This window comes from Pseudoalteromonas sp. SCQQ13 (assembly GCF_015864415.1).
GTDB classification, from domain to species: Bacteria; Pseudomonadota; Gammaproteobacteria; order Enterobacterales; family Alteromonadaceae; genus Pseudoalteromonas; species Pseudoalteromonas nigrifaciens.
On the sequence record NZ_JADYXG010000004.1, the window covers coordinates 178,116 to 197,298 of the forward strand.

Consider the following 19,183-nt stretch of genomic DNA (forward strand, 5'->3'; position numbering starts at 1 on the left):
AACAAAAAAAAAACCATCTCGGTAAGCCATAATGGTTATTATGACTTTGGTAGTTCTAATAGCTATATAAAGTACGATGAATATAATAATAAATCACGCGAAATGCTTATTAAAAATACTGATGCACAAACGATGTGGAGTATTCCGCTTGCGAGTGAGCATAATGCGACATTGGGCGCTTCCTATAAAAAAGAAGATTTAACCGATCATACCAGCAACAAATTAAGTGATGTATCGCAAATAGATAACGAGCAATGGTCTATATTTAGCGAAGATGAATGGCGAACCAGCGAATTATTTGCATTAACCGGCGGTATTCGATACGACCATGATGGTAACTTTGGCGGCCATATTAGCCCACGTTTATATGGTGTGCTTAATGCGAGCGATAATTTAACCGTCAAAGGAGGTATATCTACCGGTTTTAAAGCACCTAGTTTACGAGCAACTACGCCAGAATGGGGGCAGGTTAGTCGCGGCGGTAATATTTATGGTAATGCGAATTTGGCGCCTGAAAAATCAATAAATTATGAAGTAGGTGTTTATTACGATAAAGGTGAAAAGTTCAGTACCTCGGCCACTGTTTTCTATAATCAGTTTGACGATAAAATATCACGTATAGCTTGCCCATTAACTCAATGCACCGACGGTCCAAATGAATTTGGTTCAGACCCAACAACCTACGTAAATGTTGATGAAGCAGTAACACAAGGGTTTGAGCTATCAGCATCGCTTAAACTAAGCAGTAAAGTAAGTGCAAGCGCTAATTATACTTACACCGAATCGGAGCAAAAAACGGGCACTTATGCAGGAAGCCCATTAAATCAGTTACCAACACACTTACTGCAAACCTCTGTTAATTGGGTTTTAAGCGATGCATTTAGTGCATGGGCACGTATGCACTATCGCGGGGAAGAAAGCCAACCTACAACTGGGCCATCGCAAAGTAGCTTAATTGCTCCAAGCTATACCACAGCAGATTTAGGTGCAAACTATCAATTAAGTAACAACATTAAATTAGGCGTGGGGGTTTATAACTTATTTGATAAAGAAATTAGCGAAGTAGAGTATGGTTATGTAGAAGACGGACGTCGTTATTGGGCTTCTTTAGCATGGCAGTTTTAAGTGCTTTAATTAGCTATTTAATGACTTCTTTTTAAAAAATAAATAATGGCTATATACTAAATAGCCATTATTTATTGTAGTTAGGCATAAATTTTATTGCAGTAAATGCAGCCAGTATTAAAGTTTGTTTAAAAAAGCTGAAAAATTATAAAATGCGGTTGGCTTTTACGCTTGAGTCGCTTATTCTAGCCACATATATGTAGCTGCTTAGTTTACACTTAAATGTTATTACTGCTTGCTACTACTCTATAATCGCACTTAATCCGCAAAGGTAACACCTCGTTTGAACCACCTAGACAACCATAACCAAGTTAATAAAATAAACGTTATTAGCGCCTTTTATTTAGCAGAAAATCTGTGAAAATTCCTAAACGCCTACAACCGCTAGTTGATGATGGTTTAATTGATGACGTACTCAGCAGGCTTATGAGCGGTAAAGAAGCCGATGTTTTTGTAGTGCAGTGTGGCGATCATATTCGCTGCGCTAAAGTTTATAAAGAAGCCAGTAAACGTAGTTTTAAAAAAGCCGCACAATATCAAGAAGGCCGTAAAGTTCGTGGTGGGCGCCAAGCGCGTGCTATGGGTAAACGCTCAAGTTATGGTCGCCAATTAGAAGAAGAGATTTGGCAAAATGCCGAAGTTGATGCGCTATCACGTTTAGCGAGTGCCGGTGTACGTGTACCCGACACCTACGGCTGTATTGATGGTGTGTTGCTAATGGAGCTTGTGTGCGATGACAGCGGCGATGTTGCACCGCAGTTAGGTAATGTAGCTCTTAGTGAACAAGAGGCGATTAGGCAGCATAGCTTAATGATGCATTACATTAAATTAATGTTGTGTGCGGGTATCATCCACGGCGACTTATCAGAATTTAATGTGTTGGTTGACAGCAAAGGCCCGGTAATTATTGACTTACCGCAAGCGGTTAATGCTGCAGCGAATAATAGCGCCGAAGCAATGTTTGCTCGCGATGTTAATAATATGCGCCGTTATTACGGCGAATATGCCCCAGCTTTATTGCAAACTCAATACGCCAAAGAAATGTGGGCATTGTTTTCTGAGGCTAACTTAACGGCTAACTCCACTTTAACAGGTGAATTTGAAGATAACAGTGAAGCCGCAGATGTTGATGCAATACTTGAAGAAATTGAAGCCGCTCGTGAAGAAGAGCTGGAGCGCTTAGACCGTATTCGAGACGTTGACGAAGATGCTTAAACTTAATTAAATTAAGCTGATGTCTAGCGTTTAGTAGCTAGACATCAAACCGTTGCAGTTAAATTCAATAAAACAAAGGTTAACTTAATCGCGGCCTGAGCCCGTATAAAGCAAAATGTTTTTTTTAACGCTTTCCCTTTCACCTTGAGTAATTTAGCAGTTATTTCACTCCTATTCCCTGCGCTTTAAAGTACTGCTGTATTTCATTTGTATGTGGTTTAAATGCACGCCAGCGGCCAATAGCTTTGTTGTTGAGCGGTTGACGAACCTGCACTTTACTGGCGGTAGAAACCGGCGCTGTATTTAAATGAAAATCAATACACTGCGGTTGCCACGCTAAATCACAAAACTTAACTAAATCTTTAATTTGCACTTCGGGCTGCGCTACTAACTCCTCGTACTGAACTAATTTTATTGTATTTTTATGCAAACTTTGAAAATGCTGCATGAGTTTATAAAAACGGCTATAAAATTTAGCGGTATCAAGTAAATCTAACGAATAAGCGTAATAAGGGTTATTAATACTAAATAGTTGGCGATAGTTACCAATACAGGTGTCCATTGGGTCGCGCAGCAGGCAAATTATTTTTGCATTAGGTAATGCTTTGGTTATTAAATCAATATAAAAAAAGTTAAAGGGGAGTTTATCAATAAAGTGTTTACTATTACCTGTAACTACACGGGTAGCATTTAAGTAATTAGTGCCAAGTTGCTCAAAGTTAATTTGATAGGCGCTACTCAAGGTTTGGTTATCAAGCACGTGCGGCGAGGTGGTTTTGCTTATTTTTTTAACACACAAGCCAAAGTCTTGCAGCTCCCCTGCTGATTGCACGTCGCTGTGGCTTGATAAAATACGCTCTACTAAGGTGGTGCCAGAGCGCGGCATACCTAAAACAAAAATAGGCTCGTTGCTTGGGTTACCTGAGGCGTTTGGCTCGTTATGCTCAAGGCTTAATTTTTTAATATGTGCAAATAAAGCCGCTGATCCCTCGTTATCAAATGGGCTGTTTTTAAGTTTATCGGCTTTACCTTGTTGCAGTGCTAAAAAGGCATCCGAAAATGCGCCAATATCTTGATATTCTTTTGCTAGAGCATGGCCAATATGTAGCTTTGCATCGGGGTGAGTAACCTGTTCAGCAACCGTTTTTAAGCGTTCAATATGGTTAGTTTGCGTACTTGCCTTAGTTAAATCGCTCAATGCAAAGTGGCTTTGGTGGTGTAATGGTTTTAGAGTAATAGCATTTTCAAACGCATTTTGAGCTTGCTCAAAAAGGCCTAAAAACTTAGCGCAAACACCAAAGTTATAAAAGAACTGTGCTTGCGGAGTTTGTTTGTTATTTGCCAGTGTTAACGCGTATTCAAAGTAATTTATCGCTTGTTCGTGTAAACCCGCTTGTGTGAGTGCAACGCCTAAAGTGTCTGCATCCAGCGCTTTGGTTATTTTGCTAAGTGCAACACTTAATGCGGTTGCTTTGGCTTTTTGTAGTTGTCCTGTAAGTGCGTAACATTTTGCCAGTTGCGCTGTGTATTCAACATTTTCTTGCAAACCTTGCGCTTTTTCAATCAGCTGAATGGCTTTGTAAATTTGCCCCACTTGTAGGTTTACCATAGCTAGTAAAAAATAGCCGTCTGCAAAGTCTGGTTTTTGGGTAACAAGTTCAACTAAAGCTTTATGCGCTTGTTGCACATCACCTTGGTTTAAGTAATTTATGGCACTTTGATGTAACTGTTTTAGGCTAGGGGGCATAGTTAGCTCGTATAAATAAAAAGGCTCAAATAAATTTGAGCCTTTATGACATAGATTAAGTACAGTTTAAATGTAATTTAAATTATATTTCAAACTTGTAGTTAAATTTAATGCCTACCGTAAGAGGGCGGTTAATGTAATGGCCATAGTTACGTTGTATTTCTGCGCCATTAGCACTTGTAATATCGGCATCTGAGCGACGTACCGATGTAACAGCATATTTATTAAACATATTATCAACATACAATGTAGTTGACCACGCATCTGCTGTTAACTTAGCTGAAATATTACTTAGGCTGTAACCTGGTAGTACTTCACCACTATCACGTAAACCAACTTTTGAAATAACGTCGCTTTGCGCAGTTAAGCCGTAGTTTATATCTAATGTTTTGTCGTTAAACACGTCAGTTTGGTAATTAATACCTAATGAAAACTGATGCTCTGGTGAACCAGGTAAACGATCGCCATCTGCAGCGCCATCAGTACCGTCGGCGTTAAATAAAAATGGTGCATCTGATGTTAGCTCCGCTTTAGTGTAAGCGTATGTTGCATAGGCGCTAAATGAGTCTGATAAAATAGCGCGAGTAGCAATTTCAATGCCTTTTGCGTTAGCACTGCCAGCGTTTGAAAGGTAAGGCAGTTGCCCCACTGCGGTTGCCCCAGTAATTTGCGCATTGTCCCAATCTACGTTAAAGAGTGCAGCGTTAAAGTGTAACTGACTTCTAAACCATGTACTTTTAAAGCCAAGCTCGTAATTGGTCGTTATATCGGCATCAAATAGCATTTCATCTGGTTTACCACAGCCTGTTTGTTGATCATCAGGAAGTGGATCAGGGCACGGAACCAAGCCATTTGAACCACCAATTCTAAAGCCTTCACTTACCGTTACATAGCCCATTACGGTGTCATTAAATTGATACTTTGCGTTAAATTTTAACAGATTACCGTTATCACTTGCTGCATTCTCTTCAAAGTTAATAGCGATATCGTTAGGGCCAGCACCATCATATAATGTATTTGCTAACGGAAAGTCAAAAGCGGCTTTAGACTTTACATCGTATTCGTAAAAGCGCACACCAAGCGTTATATCTAGTTTGTCGGTTACTTGATAACCCACTTCACCAAAAAGAGCCGACTCTGTTACTTTGCTGCTCGTTATTTCTAGGTACTCTAGTGCATCAGGTCTAAGTTGAGTTGCGCCAAAGTTATCAACCGCAAACTGATCAAAACCTGGTGTAAATTCTCTACTTGATGCATCTGTGTCTTTTTTATTATAAAAACCACCTACTATCCAACTAAAATCGCTATCACTTTGTGATACTAAACGCAGCTCTTGGGTAAAAGTATCTACTTCATCAATTTCGCGGGTAAATGTTGAAAATGCTGGAAATTCTTCGTAGCCATAATCAAGACGGATCAGTAAATCTGTTTGGTCGCGTTGACCTTCAGCTTCAAAGCTTGATATACCGGTAGCCGATACTAATTCTGCAAAGCCTAAGTCTGCTTTGAGTTCTAGGCTAAGTAATTGATCTTCTTTCACGCGTGGCTCTTCGTAACGATACGCTGATTCGTACTTACCAATTATATCGCTTAAGCCATTGTTTGCATTTAAGCTGTTGCTATGAACAATTGAACGACCTTCGCTGTCTTGTTTTTGATAAAAATAGTTAAGCGTACCTTCAAAAGACTCACTCGCTTTATAACGAACTGATATACGCCCTGTAGTGGTTGTTTCGCCATTGGCATCTTTTACTTGTTTAAGGTTGTTGTTAACGGCATCAGTATTGCTCCAATCAGGATCGCTAAGCGATACTCCCGGCTCACGAACAACATAATTGTAATCTACAAAACCCGGATCTTTATATAGGTTTAAGCTAGTACGTATGGCAAGCGTATCTTCAATAATTGGTAAGTTGAAAATAAAGCCGCCTTCACCGCCTACTGAGTCACTTTCTTGGGTTTGAAAAACATCACCGTAAATTTCGCCTGAGGTATAATCAAGCTCTGGCGCTTTTAGCATGTAACGAATGGCGCCGCCTAATGTACCTGCGCCATATAATGTACCTTGTGGCCCAATAAGTACTTCTACGCGCTCAATATCAACGAGGCGCATATCAACACTTACCGGAATTTCGTTGATATAAGTTGCTACAGTGCCGCCATCTGACGCTGGACCCGATGAGTTAGTATTTAAACCACGTACAATAATAGGTGAACCTTCGCGGCCACCTTGATCAGTAATTATTAAACCAGGAACCCAGCGTGCTACATCGGCAAGTTCACTAATGTTTTGATCTTTCATTACATCAGCGTCAAGCGCGGTTATATTAAGTGGTGCTGCTTGTACAGAGCCGCTGCGTCGTGTTGCCGTAACCTCTATAACTTCAAGTGATTTGTTTTTTGTAACCACTTGTTCTTGAGCTGAAGCGGTATTAGAGAATAAAACCACACTTGAAAGTGTGCTTGAAATAGCCAAGGTTAACAGGCTTGGTTTAAACATAAAAAGTGATCCTAGTGCAATTAGTTATAATGGGTAAGTAAGGGTTTTAGTTTATCAGGGTGGAATACATCTGGGAATGAAAATATGAATTATAATTCACTTTTATAGAATAAATATTGCCTCTAAAGTTATTTAGATTAATAAATAACCACTAGCAACAATTGCTTGCTTAAAAAGCATTCAGTAAGCTCTTGCTGCTTAGTTGTTAAAAGCTAAACAGTAGTAAAATTTTATAACAAGATGTGAGTAGCAAGTGACATTACACGGATGAGCAAAACCGTTATGCATTTAAATGCAAGCTGAGGGTTAAAGTAACAAGCAGAAATGAGACAAAAAATATGGCCGTTTTCATTAAAAAATTAAAGTCATTAGGGGGTAGGGCGTATTTATCTTTTGAGGTTGAATTTGTAGCAGTGCGTTTGTTTTTTAGGCTAGGCAGAGCCTATGTAATGTGGTTATTCCCCAGAAGCAGGCGATAACGACGCATAAATGCCAAACATGTGCTGCCCGAAGGCTTCTATCTAGGGGGAAGTAACTTTTCCTGCATGGATGTAAGCCAGTAAAATAAAGCCGGGGCAGTTATTGAGCCCATTAGATAACAAATTTCGCGCCGGGATTAAATTGCCTCTAAATTGAACAAATTTTAATCCCTAAGGTTAATACGCCCTAATCGCTTAATGAGGATAGTTTAACTGCTGCTTTGTGGTTTTGAAGTTGAACTGCCAACAGAGGCAATAATTACCAGTAATATTGCCAGCCACTGCCAAATAGACAATAGTTCGCCTAATATGAGTAATCCGGCTAATGCTGCAATTGCGGGCTCTAAACTCATCATAATACTAAAGCCTTGCGACGACATATTACGCAAAGTGATCATTTCTAGGGTATACGGCAGGGCGCTTGAGAGTACTGCAATAGCAATACCTAACGGAATAATATCCCAACTGAATGAAGAGGCTTGCAAAATTCCGCCATAGGGCACAAGTACAATGGCCGAAATAGTCATACCCATAGCCACAGTTGCACCACCAGAGCCTTGATTACCGGTTTTTTTACCAAAAAGAATATAACCTGCCCAACATGCACCAGCGGCAAGCGCCAATATAACGCCAACCGGATCTAGGCTTTCTTGGCCTTTCATATCGGGCAGTAATAATAAAATGCCCGCAATAGCACAGCCTACCCAAAATAGATCACGCTTACGGCGCGATGAAAATAATGCAACTGCTAATGGGCCGGTAAATTCAAGTGCAACGCCAATACCCAGTGGAATACGCTCTATGGCGTAATAAAACAAAATGTTCATACCGCCGAGGCTCAGGCCGTAAATTAAAATAGGAAATCGTTGGCCTGCGGCAGGTAAGTGTTTCCACGGTTTAAAAATCAGGCATAAAATAGTGGCAGAAAAGCCTAAACGCAGTGCAGTAGTCCCTTCAGGGCCTACAATAGGGAAGAGTTGCTTGGCAAGCGAGGCACCAGATTGGATAGTTACCATAGCGAGCAATATACAAAAAACAGCGAGTAAGAGTTCTTTCGTAGATGAATGCATTATTTTCCTTGTATATCACTATTAAATTTGGCGCATTCTACCTGTTTTTGATACTCGAGGTAAACTTATTCGATAAACAACATATTAAGCAACTTACGCTTTGTTATTGTTAAAGAAAACATATGTTGTTGCGACTGTTAAGCTCGTTGCTTCACAAGCTAAAAAGTAGTTAAAAACGTATGAATGTTAGCTATTAAACTAACACTCATATTATAAAGCGGCTAATAGGCACTATAGCAAAGGTTTAATTTGTCTCAAACGCTTTATCGTTTGGGTATACAACACCTAATTGCGCGCGAGCGGTATCAAGTACATGCATTACTTCAACACTAAGCTGGTGTGTATTAATATCCGATTGCGGCGCTTTTTGTGTCACCATTTGCATAAAATGATCAACTTCATATTTCATAAAATGCTCGTCAAAAGGCTGCGAAAGTAGTTCACGTTCACCGTTGTTAGCAATAAACTCTACTTTTTTGAGTTGCGACACTGCTTCAATCCGAATGCGGCCAAGTTCGCCTTGTATTTCGGTAATATTATCGCCTTGCGATATTTTTGAGTAGCTGATCACCGCTTGTTTATCGTGATAATTTAAGAGTACATCGCCTGCGCCATCTACACCTGTATCAAGGAGTACACCACTTGCGTGTACACTATTTGGTGCGCCCCACAGTGCTATTAATAAATACAGCGGATAAATGCCTAAATCAACCAAAGCACCATTAGCAAACTGAGGTAAAAAGGTATTTGGGCGCTCGCCATTTTTATATTTATCGTAGCGCGACGAATATTGACTATATTGTCCAATAAACTTACGCGGCGTACCAATTTTTAGCATGGCCTGTTGCAACAGTGCAAAGTTGGGTAAATGCGTGGTCATCATGGCTTCCATGTATAAGCATTGATGCTTTTTAGCGGTTGCTATAATAGCGGCTAGTTCGGCACTATTGGCCGCTGCTGGTTTTTCTCCCAGTACATGTTTACCTGCTGCTAAGCATTGCACTGCATATAACTGATGTAAGCTATTTGGTGCGGCAATATAAACGGCATCTACGTGCTCGTCTTGGCAAACTTGCTCTATTGAGGTAAATATTTTTGCTTGAGTATTTTTTGGGTGTTTAGCTAAAAAGGCTTCGCCGCTCGTTGTTGCGCGCGAGCACACACCATATAAATTAAAATCGATTAAGGTGTTGGCTGCTTTTAATAAGGTATCGCTAATAAAATTAGTACCGACAATAACAAAGTTCATACTCAACTCTATAAATTCATAAAAAGTGATACGCAGTTTAACAATTATTTGTTCTAAATGCGCGAGGAGAACAGCCAAACCAGCGTTTAACACTGGTGCTTAATGTGGCTTGTTCTTGATAACCCAATAATTCTGATATGGTTGATATAGTAAGTTGCCCTTGTGTTAGGTAGTGCTGTGCAAGTGCACGGCGCGTGGCATCTTTGAGTTTTACAAAGCTGGTATTATGCTTAGCTAGTTTGCGATGCAAAGTACGTGGATGCATATTAAGCGCCGCAGCAATCGTGTGATTAGAGCACTGATAAATAGGCAGCATGGGGCGCATTAACGCGCTTACTTGAATGGGTAATGGGCTGTTGTATTGACTATTTTTAGCTAAAAAGTTTCGTGCAGCCTCTACGTTTATCAGCTCCCCTTGTTCAAGTGCTATGCTTAAGTCTTGTTTCGCAATCACAATACCCGCGCTGTTACGGTGCTCTATTACTTTACAGTCAAAATAGCTGTTATAAGCATACTTACTAGTGGTGAGCTTTTGTGGTAAAAAAACTGTGATAGGTTTGCATTGGTTATTACTAAGCTTTTTAATCGCTCCCATTGCTAAGCCAATCGTTAGTTCGGTAACTTGGTTAATGTTAGGTAGCGGGTTGAGGTTAATTTCGAACGATAAAAATAAGCTTTTATCGTCCTCTAATGGATGAGCCGTAAGCCGAAGAGCAGGGCTGTGCAAATGTAAGTATTTAACCACCCAATCGAGTGCATCACTTAAATAGGTACCGCTTTTAGCGGCAATAGAAATATAACCCAAAATATCAAAACTTTGTCGGCTGGCGAGCTTTAAGCCAAAGCTGGGGCAATTAAATTGTTGTGCGCAGTATTCTAATAATGCTGCATAGCAACGATAGCTTACATATTGGTTTTCGAGCTGAGTAAAATCAACGTTAATATTACACGCTTGCATAATGGCAGTTACATTTGCGCCAAATTCTAAAATTAGCGTATCAATACCTTGTAAAGACGTGGCTCTTATTAAGCTGCTCATAGTTAACCTTTGCTGTTGAGTGTCTAAAAATATCAAGTTTTTATGTTTTTATCTATGCAATATTGTGGTTATGGGCAATTTGTGAAAATTATAAAAGGCATGCTATGAATACAACATTTGACTACATTGTAGTAGGCGCGGGCAGTGCAGGGTGTGTTATTGCCTCGCGGCTATCAGAAAATGCCAATGTAAGTGTGTGCTTAATTGAAGCAGGCTCTAGCGATAATACTGCTTTTGTACAAATGCCTGCAGGGGTTGCTGCAAGTGTGCCTTATGGTATTAATAGCTGGCATTACAATACAGTAGCGCAAAAAGAGCTGAATAATCGCTGTGGTTTTATGCCACGAGGTAAGGTATTGGGTGGCTCAAGCTCTATTAATGCCATGGTGTATATTAGAGGCAATAAATACGATTACGATCAGTGGGCGGCCAATGGCAATAGTGGCTGGGATTATGACAGTTTATTACCCTACTTTATAAAAGCCGAAAACAATAAAACATTTACCAATAGTGAGTTACATGGCACACAAGGGCCACTTCACGTACAAGAATTGAATGAGCCAAGCCCAGTAAATCAATGTTTTTTAAATGCCTGCGTTGAGCAAGGGGTGAGTTTAAATAACGATATAAATGCAACCGAGCAGCAAGGTGCTAGGCTGTCACAGGTTACGCAACATAATGGAGAGCGTTGCAGCGCAGCTAAAGCGTACTTAACTCCTCATTTAAAACGTGCAAACTTAACCGTATTAACCAATAGCCATGTAAATAAAGTAATAATAAACAATAATATGGCGCAAGGTGTACAAATTGAACGTAATAAACAGGTGGTTAATTTATACGCCAATAACGAAGTGATCCTCAGTGCCGGGGCAATTAATTCGCCGCAACTATTAATGCTTTCAGGAGTTGGCCCCAGCAAGCATTTACACGCACATAATATTAAGGTGATAGTACCATTAGAAGGGGTGGGGGCTAACTTACACGACCACCTTACAGTGGTGCCATTGTATAGAGCAAAAACCAGTAAAGGCACGTTTGGCTTGAGTATTCCAGGGGCAGCTAGAGTGTTAAAAGGCTGTATAGATTGGTTTAGTAAGCGCCAAGGGTGCTTAACTACTAACTTTGCAGAGTCGCATGCATTTATTAAGTTATTTGATGACTCCCCTGCGCCAGACGTACAGCTAGAGTTTGTGCTGGGTTTAGTGGATGATCACAGCCGAAAATTACACACCGGCCATGGTTACAGTATTCATAGTAGTATTATGCGCCCTAAAAGCCGCGGTGCTGTTAAGTTAGCCGATAGTGATCCGCGCAGCGCGCCGCTAATCGATCCTAATTATTTAAGCCATCCCGACGATATAAAAGTGATGTTACAAGGGCTGAAAAAAACATTACAAATAATGCAAAGCAGTGCATTTGATGCTATTCGTGGTGACATGGTTTACCCGCTTGATATAAATAACGATGAGCAATTGATTGAATTTATTCGTCAAACGGCCGATACCGAATACCATCCAGTAGGCACCTGTAAAATGGGTAATGATCCACTTGCAGTGGTTGACAATGAGCTGCGAGTTTACGCTATACAAGGGCTACGTGTAGTAGACGCCTCAATTATGCCCAGCATAATAACCGGTAACACCAATGCTGCGGTTATTGCTATTGCTGAAAAAGCGGCCGATTTAATTAAGCAGGCTAATCCTTAAATTAAGCGTTAAGCATAAAAGGCATTAAGCCATTGTTGCCAGTCGTGTTCTAGGCGCAGCATTTGCTGATGCTTATTGGCATTTAAGTGTTTGTTTTCGTCCTCGGTTGCCATATAAGGGCCAACACGACAAAGTGGGCAGTGATTTGGGGTTAAATAATGCGGCAAAGTAAGATGACAGCTTAACTCGCTATGCTGTTTTGGGCTAAATACATAGGTAATACCGCTGGTGTCTTTTACGTGTTTATCACGGTCAACATTGCGAATTTTATAACCAGCAAAGCGGCTAATATCAAACGGCATTTGCCCTAAATACTCAGCGTTTAAATGTGCATTTAAACTGCCTTCTATATTCCACTCCCGATAAGGCTTTACGTCTTTTGAAGTGATATAGCACAGCATTGGGCCATTGGGGTTAAGCGCATACTCGTTAGCGTATTTTATAAATTGGTGCAGTAAAGCACGATTAAATACGTTCATACTGGTTTGTTGAGTATTGTTTTCAAACGCTTCGCGGCCCACAAAGGCAGGAACAAGCGGAAATTGAAAAATAACCACATCAAAGCTATGTAAGTTAACGTTTAGGTTTTGCCAGCAATGGGGTTTTGTAACATCAAAGCTATTAAGTACGGTTACTTTATTGGTTTTTAAAGTGCTTAGTGCATTGTCTTGGTATTTATGCTCAATAGTGGCTGCGTCATCAAACGTAGAGGCAACCAATAAGCTCGGCTTTAGGTGCTGATGCAGCGCGTTAGAAAACGATAAATCGCCATCGCCCACAGTGAGTATTTTCCATTTGGGATTTAGGTACATAAGTTATTTAACCTGGACTCTGGTTAAGAGATTTACTAACGTATTGAATCATATTTATATTTAATTTTACTTTCTCTAGCCAGAGGTTTTCAGTGAAAACAAGGCGAATTTACGCGTCAATAGCTGGCCTATTGCAAGTAAATTCAACGCAGTTAGCGCTGAAAGTAGCTGCTTGAGATCAGGTTATTTAGTATTTTTATCGCTATTTGCAATGATAACGTCGGCGTTATTATTTAGCGCTTGTTGCTCATATAAACGCAGCATGGCTAAACGTGTTTTTAACCCTTCAATGGCCACTTGCTTAAGTATAAGGTTAAAGGTAATTAAAATTGCGAACATAATATGAATAGGGCCATGGGTAAAGCCAGCGTCTATGTCGTAAATAGATAAGCCAAACAAAACAAATAATACCACCATAAGTATTTCAATGAGTTGATTAGAATAAAAGCTCAGACGGCCTTCACTTTTATGATCTTTTTTTATACTAATGGCACAAAAAAATGGAATAACTTTAATTTTAAATACCGCTTTTTTTTCTACGTAGTTTTCGCCAAGCGTATTAAGTTGCTGGCGCAATTGGTCAATCATGGTGTGCCCTTAAGCGCAATAGTTTAAATTAGTTAGGGTAAATGCTCATACCAATAGTAAATATATGGCATACAAACACCACAGAGGTAAGTACAAAACGCATTTTTTGATAATCTTTATGGTAACTTTGCCATTGCGGTGAGGCTTTTTCAAAAATAAGCACCAACCAAAAGCTTACCGCTAACCACGCAAGCGCCCATTCAACTGGTAAAAATGATAAAAACGGTACAGGTATAACTACAATAACTGCTTTTATAGCATTACTGTAACTTTGCTCACCAGCGCGCCATAAGTTACCCGCCATAAAGGCTAAAATAGCAATGCTGTAAAAAGTAAAAAACTCTAAGTTTACACTGTTACTGCCAAACATTAGTGGCCAACCAACACAGCCTAAAAATGGGAGCAAGCCCAAGTAGCCTAGTTGTATGTGGTTAATAAATTTTTCCATAACAGCACGCCTCGTTTATATGGTGAGTATTTAGCGCGGCTATTGTAACAGTATTACTAATAGCTACCTTAAAAAATTGCGTATAAAAGTAATTTGCCAAACCACCATCTTAAAAACTGATTGAATCAATCTAAACAATCAATTTTATTTAAATCTTCATAAGTCTTATAGTATTAATCAAGCCAACGCAGAAGGTCGTTTAAAACGATAGCGTTGATTACTTTTTAAATACATTAAACAGAAATGAGGAAATACCATGAGCACTTCATTAATCAACACAAAATTACAACCATTCAATGCAACCGCTTACCACAACGGCGACTTTGTAGAATTATCTGAAAAAGACGTACTTGGTAAATGGTCTATTTTCTTCTTTTACCCAGCAGATTTCACTTTTGTATGTCCAACTGAACTTGGCGACATGGCAGATTATTACGCACAATTACAAGAAATGGGCGTAGAAGTTTATTCAGTATCTACCGATACTCATTTTACTCACAAAGCATGGCACGACACGTCAGACACAATAGGTAAAATTACTTACCCTATGATTGGCGACCCAACAGGGCGTATTACACGTAGCTTTGGCGTAATGATCGAAGAAGAAGGCTTAGCACTTCGCGGAACATTTGTAATGAACCCAGAAGGCGAAATTAAAATTATCGAAACTCACGATTTAGGTATTGGCCGTAGCGCTAAAGAACTTGTTCGTAAAGTACAAGCTGCACAATACATTGCAACTCACGACGGTGAAGTTTGCCCTGCATCTTGGCAGCCAGGTGAAGACACACTTGCACCTTCACTGGACCTAGTTGGTAAAATCTAAGTACTCGATTTACCAAGTAAGGGCAGGTAACTGCCCTTAAATCAACGAACATCCGTTTGTTGGTGCCTCCTATATCAATATACTTGTTTAAGCACATGCATTATTTGGCATGGGAGGCTTGCTGTTTAAATTTTCTAAAAGGGTTAAGCCATGTTAGATAACAACATAAAAAATCAATTAAAAAGCCATTTTGAATCGCTTACTCAACCTGTTGAGCTGCTTATCGCCTTGGACGACAGCAAAAAATCAACAGAAGTAGCAAGCTTAGCAAACGATTTAGCCTCACTAAGCGATAAATTTACGGTAATAAACAACCCAGACACAAGCGCGCGTCGTCCGTCAATGGTTGTACATTCACCTATTAAAAACACCCATATTACGTTTGCGGGTGTACCTATGGGCCACGAATTCACTAGTTTAGTGTTAGCGCTATTGCACACTGGCGGGCATGCCAGTAAAGCAAAAGCCGAGGACATTGAACAAATAAAGTCGCTCGACCAAGCGCTTAATTTTGAAGTGTATATAAGCTTAAGTTGTCAAACCTGCCCACAAGTAGTGCAGGCTCTAAATACAATGGCAGCAACGAATAATAAAATTAAAGCCACCATGATAGATGGCGCGTTATTTCAAGGCGAAGTAGAAGAGCGCAACATTTTAGCTGTACCGGCTGTTTATTTAAATGGCGAACCATTTAGCCAAGGTGCACTAAGCTTAACCGACATACTCAATAAAGTAGATAGCAAAGGTGCAAAGCGCCAAGCTGAGTCGTTAAGTAAAAAAGAAAAGTTTGACGTGTTAGTTATTGGTGGTGGGCCTGCGGGTGCATCGGCTGCTATTTACTCAGCACGAAAAGGGTTAAACACCGGTATTGTTGCAGATAGATTTGGCGGACAAGTAGCCGATACTTTAGCAATCGAAAACTTTATTTCGATTAAAGCCACCGAAGGGCCAAAACTGGTAGCACAACTAGAAGAGCACGTTAAAGAATACGATGTAGATGTAATGCATAATCAACGCGCAGCTAAGCTTAGTCGCAATAATAATGGTTACGAAATTACTCTAGAAAATGGCGCGGTACTGAGTGCCAAGTCGCTGGTACTGGCAACAGGCGCACGCTGGCGCGAAATGAACGTGACTGGCGAGCAACAATATCGTGGCCACGGTGTGGCATATTGCCCACATTGCGATGGGCCCTTATTTAAAGGCAAACCGGTTGCGGTAATTGGTGGCGGTAATTCAGGTATAGAAGCCGCGATTGATTTAGCCAATATTGTAGAGCATGTAACGGTACTTGAATTTGCCGATACATTACGTGCCGACGAAGTACTTATTCGCAAAGCTAGCAGTATGGCTAATATTACTATTATTAAAAGTGCACAAACAACCGAAGTACTCGGCGATGGCAAAAAAGTAACCGGTTTAACTTACACCGACCGCGTAAGCGGCGACAGTAAGCAACTCACTCTTGCGGGCATATTTGTACAAATTGGTTTAATACCAAATACAGAATGGCTAAATGACAGTGAGCTTGAACTGAGCAAATTTGGTGAGATTTTAATTGATGCCAAAGGCGCAACATCACTCCCAGGCGTTTATGGCGCGGGGGATGCAACCAATACGCCATTTAAGCAAATAATAATTGCTATGGGCAGTGGTGCAACAGCCAGTTTAGGTGCGTTTGATTACTTAATTCGCCACAGCGATGAAACAGAGCAAGCTTAATTTAGTTAATCTGCATCAGGTTAGTTAAAAAACGTCTCTTGATATAACAGCAAAAATACACCCATAGCTGTTTGTTCACCCAAGCCGCCCTTCTCCAAAGGCGGCTTTTTTTATATTTAATTTAGGGGTTAAATAAACACTGATTATTTTTGTTTTTTAACATGCCGCGTTTATAAGCTGTATGTTACTTAACCCTGGTAATGCCGACTATTATACACACAGCTCCACCGATCATACCGGCCCATGCTTCTATTGGCGTGTCGCCACTTAGCGCGCGGCTAACTTGTGAGCCAGCTGCTTCATAAACATCATACCCCCAAATAGCCAACGCAACGCCAATAATAATAAGCACAATACCAATCACTTTGTTATTCATAATAGATCCTTGTTTTTAGAGAATTAGTTAAAAATACTTAGTAAATATACTAGTTAAATAATAGTAAATAAGCTAACGCAATTTATGATTATTTAATAGGTTGAATTTGGTGTGTACTCTGGATTTATATCGCCGCCTACTTCCTCAGGATCTACATCGTTTATGAGAAGTGTTTCGCGCACGGCTTCAATATGATCAAGTACGGTTTGATAACGCTCGCCGTACTCGTATTTAGTCACCTCGATTGCTTTAGGCATGTAGGTAAATGCTATTTTAAGTGCGTGGAGTGCTTCTTGATTTATTTTTTCGTTCATTATTTTCTCTCTTAAATATGTTTTAAACGTAAGCTATGGTTAATAAAATAACACCAAATACAATGCGGTAAATACCAAAACTTACAAAAGTAAAGTTTTCTAAAAAGCGGATAAATAATTTAATTGTAAAATAGGCCACTATAAAAGAGGTAACAAAGCCTACAGCAAGGGCGGTTAAATCGTCAAAAGTAAATAAGTCATAATGCTTTAGCAAATCATACCCAGACGCTGCAGCAAGTACAGGTAAACCAAGTAAAAATGAAAATTCAGCACTGGCTTTGCGGTTTAAGCCACACAACATAGCACCTACAATAGAGCTACCCGCACGGCTTGTACCAGGAATAAGTGCAAATACTTGGGCTATACCAATCCATATTGCTTGCTTATAAGTCACTTGAGTAACATCGGTAGTGGTGCAGTTTTGTTCTTTATAATTGCGCTCTAGCAGTAAAAAAATCACCCCACCAACAATAAACATTACTCCCACAACAGGTACGTTAAATAGTGCTTTTATTAGGTCACTAAAAATGAAAGCAATAATGCCTAACGGAATAAATGCGATGGCTACTTTTATCCATAAGTTAAGATGTTTTGGAGTGAACTTATCTTTATAGTTGGCTAGTACCGCTAAAATGGCGGCTAATTGAATAATTACGCCGAATGCTTGATTAGTAGCCGTTGCTTCTATACCCAACCATTGCGCTGCTACAATAATATGCCCGGTTGACGAAATAGGTAAAAACTCAGTAATACCTTCAATAATACCTAAAATAATTGCGTTAAAAATGTCCACGTTCAATGTGTTCCTAAATACTTAATAAAAAATACAATGGGAGTTGCTAATGCTCATAATATTTCATGAGAAACAATACATAACTCACTTATCAAAATTCCGCCATAGGATAAGAGCTTATTAACAATATCTAAAGTGTTTTAATGTTTATTTAAAATAAAGGGCAGTAATTTTAAATATACAGCTTAAGTTAGTTTTGAATTAAGCTAAAAATGCTTTTGCGGCGTCTACACCCATTTGGTAGCCAGTGTTAAGGGTTGCAAGCTTTTTAGTGGTACGGCCCACTTTAAAATTAACTGGTGGCGCTATAATATTTACCCGGCAATCAGCGGGTGGGTTATTAATAAAATCAATACTTTGATTATAAACATCGGCTCTGGTGAGGGTTGTGTTAATAAGTGCCGGGTAGTTTTTATATATTTGTTTAGTTAACCATGGTGCTTTACTTGGCCTTTTACGATAACCCAAAGGCTGAGATAAAATAACGGTTATTTCACGTGCACCCATTTCATACGCTTTTATAACGGGAATAGAGTCGGCTACGCCGCCATCGGTCATGGCTATATTATTAATTATTGGATAGTCGCGATACGCAATAGGAATAGCACAAGACGCTTTTAATTGCTCGACCATATCGGTGCTGGTGGCTTTTAAGTAATGGGCTTTACCCGATTCGATAGCCGTAGTAACAATATAAAAGTCTGCCGGGTTTTGCGCAAACACTTCGGTGTTTAGCCGTATTTCACGAATGGTTTCTTGCCATAGCCAGTCTAAATCAAATAAATGGCCACCCTTTATAAAGCGCGCAAGATTAATAAACTCAGGACGACATGAATAGTCGGTGATCACTTTGTAATTGCGCATTGGTTGCTTGCATAAATAGGCGGCTACATTTGTAGCCCCTGCAGATACGCCAAAATAACGTGCAAATGGTTGATAGTTTTGTTTTAAAAACTCATCAAGTACACCGGCTGCAAAAATACCGCGCATTGCCCCCCCTTCAACAACCAAAGTGTGTTTATGTTGATTTGTCATAACGATATATTCCTTACATCATTTTTTAATGCTATCAACTTAGTTAGCAAAGTGCGAGGGAGGAGGTAGGCGATTATTTATTATAAATACTCAACAAAATAAACGGGCAGTGTTTAATTGCCCGTTTATTGTTATTTTA

At 39.8% G+C, this 19,183-nt stretch carries 17 protein-coding genes; 5 read left to right on the forward strand and 12 right to left on the reverse strand.

The genetic code is table 11. From position 1 onward, the window contains the following. Nucleotides 1-1,125 (forward strand): TonB-dependent receptor domain-containing protein (locus I6F41_RS18000; protein ID WP_231613407.1); only part of this gene is annotated, 1,125 nt, incomplete at its 5' end. Between the two features lie 357 nt (nt 1,126-1,482). Continuing rightward, on the forward strand, nt 1,483-2,340 hold the full coding sequence (locus tag I6F41_RS05195) for a PA4780 family RIO1-like protein kinase (RefSeq protein ID WP_197107863.1): 858 nt from the start codon (nt 1,483-1,485) through the stop codon (nt 2,338-2,340). 160 nt (nt 2,341-2,500) lie between these two features. On the opposite strand, the gene I6F41_RS05200 is transcribed toward I6F41_RS05195, so the two are convergent. From I6F41_RS05200 to I6F41_RS05220, 5 genes are all read right to left on the reverse strand, one after another. Then, nucleotides 2,501-4,087 carry a tetratricopeptide repeat-containing sulfotransferase family protein gene (locus I6F41_RS05200; RefSeq protein WP_197107865.1) on the reverse strand — a complete coding sequence of 529 codons (1,587 nt, stop codon included), beginning with the start codon at nt 4,085-4,087 and terminating at the stop codon, nt 2,501-2,503. A gap of 82 nt (nt 4,088-4,169) precedes the next feature. Further along, nucleotides 4,170-6,587 (reverse strand): TonB-dependent receptor, encoded by a 2,418-nt coding sequence (locus I6F41_RS05205; RefSeq protein ID WP_197107866.1) that lies wholly within the window; start codon nt 6,585-6,587, stop codon nt 4,170-4,172. A gap of 688 nt (nt 6,588-7,275) precedes the next feature. Further along, nucleotides 7,276-8,136, reverse strand: a complete 861-nt coding sequence (locus I6F41_RS05210; protein WP_089369173.1) for an EamA family transporter — start codon at nt 8,134-8,136, stop codon at nt 7,276-7,278. Nucleotides 8,137-8,380: 244 nt separating this feature from the next. Then, entirely contained in the window at nt 8,381-9,385 is a 1,005-nt protein-coding gene (locus I6F41_RS05215) for a Gfo/Idh/MocA family protein (protein ID WP_089369174.1), read from the reverse strand. A 37-nt stretch (nt 9,386-9,422) separates the two neighbouring features. Continuing rightward, nucleotides 9,423-10,424: an AraC family transcriptional regulator gene (locus tag I6F41_RS05220; RefSeq protein ID WP_192532314.1), complete on the reverse strand. Its 1,002-nt coding sequence runs from the start codon at nt 10,422-10,424 to the stop codon at nt 9,423-9,425. 104 nt (nt 10,425-10,528) lie between these two features. Here I6F41_RS05220 and I6F41_RS05225 point away from each other — a divergent pair, with 104 nt between their 5' ends. Continuing rightward, complete coding sequence (locus I6F41_RS05225) at nt 10,529-12,130, forward strand: GMC family oxidoreductase (RefSeq protein ID WP_197107867.1); 1,602 nt, start codon at nt 10,529-10,531, stop codon at nt 12,128-12,130. An 8-nt stretch (nt 12,131-12,138) separates the two neighbouring features. Here I6F41_RS05225 and I6F41_RS05230 read toward each other — a convergent pair whose 3' ends face one another. From I6F41_RS05230 to I6F41_RS05240, 3 genes are all read right to left on the reverse strand, one after another. Continuing rightward, nucleotides 12,139-12,942, reverse strand: coding sequence for a class I SAM-dependent methyltransferase (locus tag I6F41_RS05230; RefSeq protein ID WP_197107868.1), 804 nt, complete (start codon nt 12,940-12,942; stop codon nt 12,139-12,141). A gap of 183 nt (nt 12,943-13,125) precedes the next feature. After that, the gene (locus I6F41_RS05235; RefSeq protein WP_011329893.1) at nt 13,126-13,530 is read right to left on the reverse strand and encodes a hypothetical protein; all 405 of its coding nucleotides are present in this window, start codon (nt 13,528-13,530) and stop codon (nt 13,126-13,128) included. A gap of 28 nt (nt 13,531-13,558) precedes the next feature. Then, on the reverse strand, nt 13,559-13,978 hold the full coding sequence (locus I6F41_RS05240) for a DUF3429 domain-containing protein (protein WP_011329894.1): 420 nt from the start codon (nt 13,976-13,978) through the stop codon (nt 13,559-13,561). Nucleotides 13,979-14,234: 256 nt separating this feature from the next. Between I6F41_RS05240 and ahpC the strand changes: the two genes are divergently transcribed. Beyond that, complete coding sequence (gene ahpC, locus I6F41_RS05245; protein WP_011329895.1) at nt 14,235-14,804, forward strand: alkyl hydroperoxide reductase subunit C; 570 nt, start codon at nt 14,235-14,237, stop codon at nt 14,802-14,804. A gap of 150 nt (nt 14,805-14,954) precedes the next feature. Then, nucleotides 14,955-16,526, forward strand: coding sequence for an alkyl hydroperoxide reductase subunit F (gene ahpF / locus I6F41_RS05250; protein WP_197107869.1), 1,572 nt, complete (start codon nt 14,955-14,957; stop codon nt 16,524-16,526). Between the two features lie 184 nt (nt 16,527-16,710). On the opposite strand, the gene I6F41_RS05255 is transcribed toward ahpF, so the two are convergent. From I6F41_RS05255 to I6F41_RS05270, 4 genes are all read right to left on the reverse strand, one after another. Further along, nucleotides 16,711-16,902, reverse strand: a complete 192-nt coding sequence (locus I6F41_RS05255; RefSeq protein WP_011329897.1) for a DUF3185 family protein — start codon at nt 16,900-16,902, stop codon at nt 16,711-16,713. Between the two features lie 92 nt (nt 16,903-16,994). Continuing rightward, the gene (locus I6F41_RS05260) at nt 16,995-17,216 is read right to left on the reverse strand and encodes a hypothetical protein (protein ID WP_011329898.1); all 222 of its coding nucleotides are present in this window, start codon (nt 17,214-17,216) and stop codon (nt 16,995-16,997) included. A 22-nt stretch (nt 17,217-17,238) separates the two neighbouring features. Continuing rightward, nucleotides 17,239-18,009 carry an undecaprenyl-diphosphate phosphatase gene (locus I6F41_RS05265; RefSeq protein ID WP_197107870.1) on the reverse strand — a complete coding sequence of 257 codons (771 nt, stop codon included), beginning with the start codon at nt 18,007-18,009 and terminating at the stop codon, nt 17,239-17,241. Between the two features lie 201 nt (nt 18,010-18,210). Then, the gene (locus I6F41_RS05270; protein ID WP_197107871.1) at nt 18,211-19,044 is read right to left on the reverse strand and encodes a patatin-like phospholipase family protein; all 834 of its coding nucleotides are present in this window, start codon (nt 19,042-19,044) and stop codon (nt 18,211-18,213) included. Nucleotides 19,045-19,183: the final 139 nt, after the last annotated feature.

Coding starts and splice junctions, on each gene's coding strand:
- ahpC (WP_011329895.1), top strand. CDS start 14,235: ATGAGCACTTCATTAATCAACACAAAATTACAACCATTCAATGCAACC.
- I6F41_RS05200 (WP_197107865.1), bottom strand. CDS start 4,087: ATGCCCCCTAGCCTAAAACAGTTACATCAAAGTGCCATAAATTACTTA.
- I6F41_RS05215 (WP_089369174.1), bottom strand. CDS start 9,385: ATGAACTTTGTTATTGTCGGTACTAATTTTATTAGCGATACCTTATTA.
- I6F41_RS05260 (WP_011329898.1), bottom strand. CDS start 17,216: ATGAACGAAAAAATAAATCAAGAAGCACTCCACGCACTTAAAATAGCA.
- I6F41_RS05270 (WP_197107871.1), bottom strand. CDS start 19,044: ATGACAAATCAACATAAACACACTTTGGTTGTTGAAGGGGGGGCAATG.
- ahpF (WP_197107869.1), top strand. CDS start 14,955: ATGTTAGATAACAACATAAAAAATCAATTAAAAAGCCATTTTGAATCG.
- I6F41_RS05230 (WP_197107868.1), bottom strand. CDS start 12,942: ATGTACCTAAATCCCAAATGGAAAATACTCACTGTGGGCGATGGCGAT.
- I6F41_RS05255 (WP_011329897.1), bottom strand. CDS start 16,902: ATGAATAACAAAGTGATTGGTATTGTGCTTATTATTATTGGCGTTGCG.
- I6F41_RS05220 (WP_192532314.1), bottom strand. CDS start 10,424: ATGAGCAGCTTAATAAGAGCCACGTCTTTACAAGGTATTGATACGCTA.
- I6F41_RS05210 (WP_089369173.1), bottom strand. CDS start 8,136: ATGCATTCATCTACGAAAGAACTCTTACTCGCTGTTTTTTGTATATTG.
- I6F41_RS05240 (WP_011329894.1), bottom strand. CDS start 13,978: ATGGAAAAATTTATTAACCACATACAACTAGGCTACTTGGGCTTGCTC.
- I6F41_RS05235 (WP_011329893.1), bottom strand. CDS start 13,530: ATGATTGACCAATTGCGCCAGCAACTTAATACGCTTGGCGAAAACTAC.
- I6F41_RS05225 (WP_197107867.1), top strand. CDS start 10,529: ATGAATACAACATTTGACTACATTGTAGTAGGCGCGGGCAGTGCAGGG.
- I6F41_RS05205 (WP_197107866.1), bottom strand. CDS start 6,587: ATGTTTAAACCAAGCCTGTTAACCTTGGCTATTTCAAGCACACTTTCA.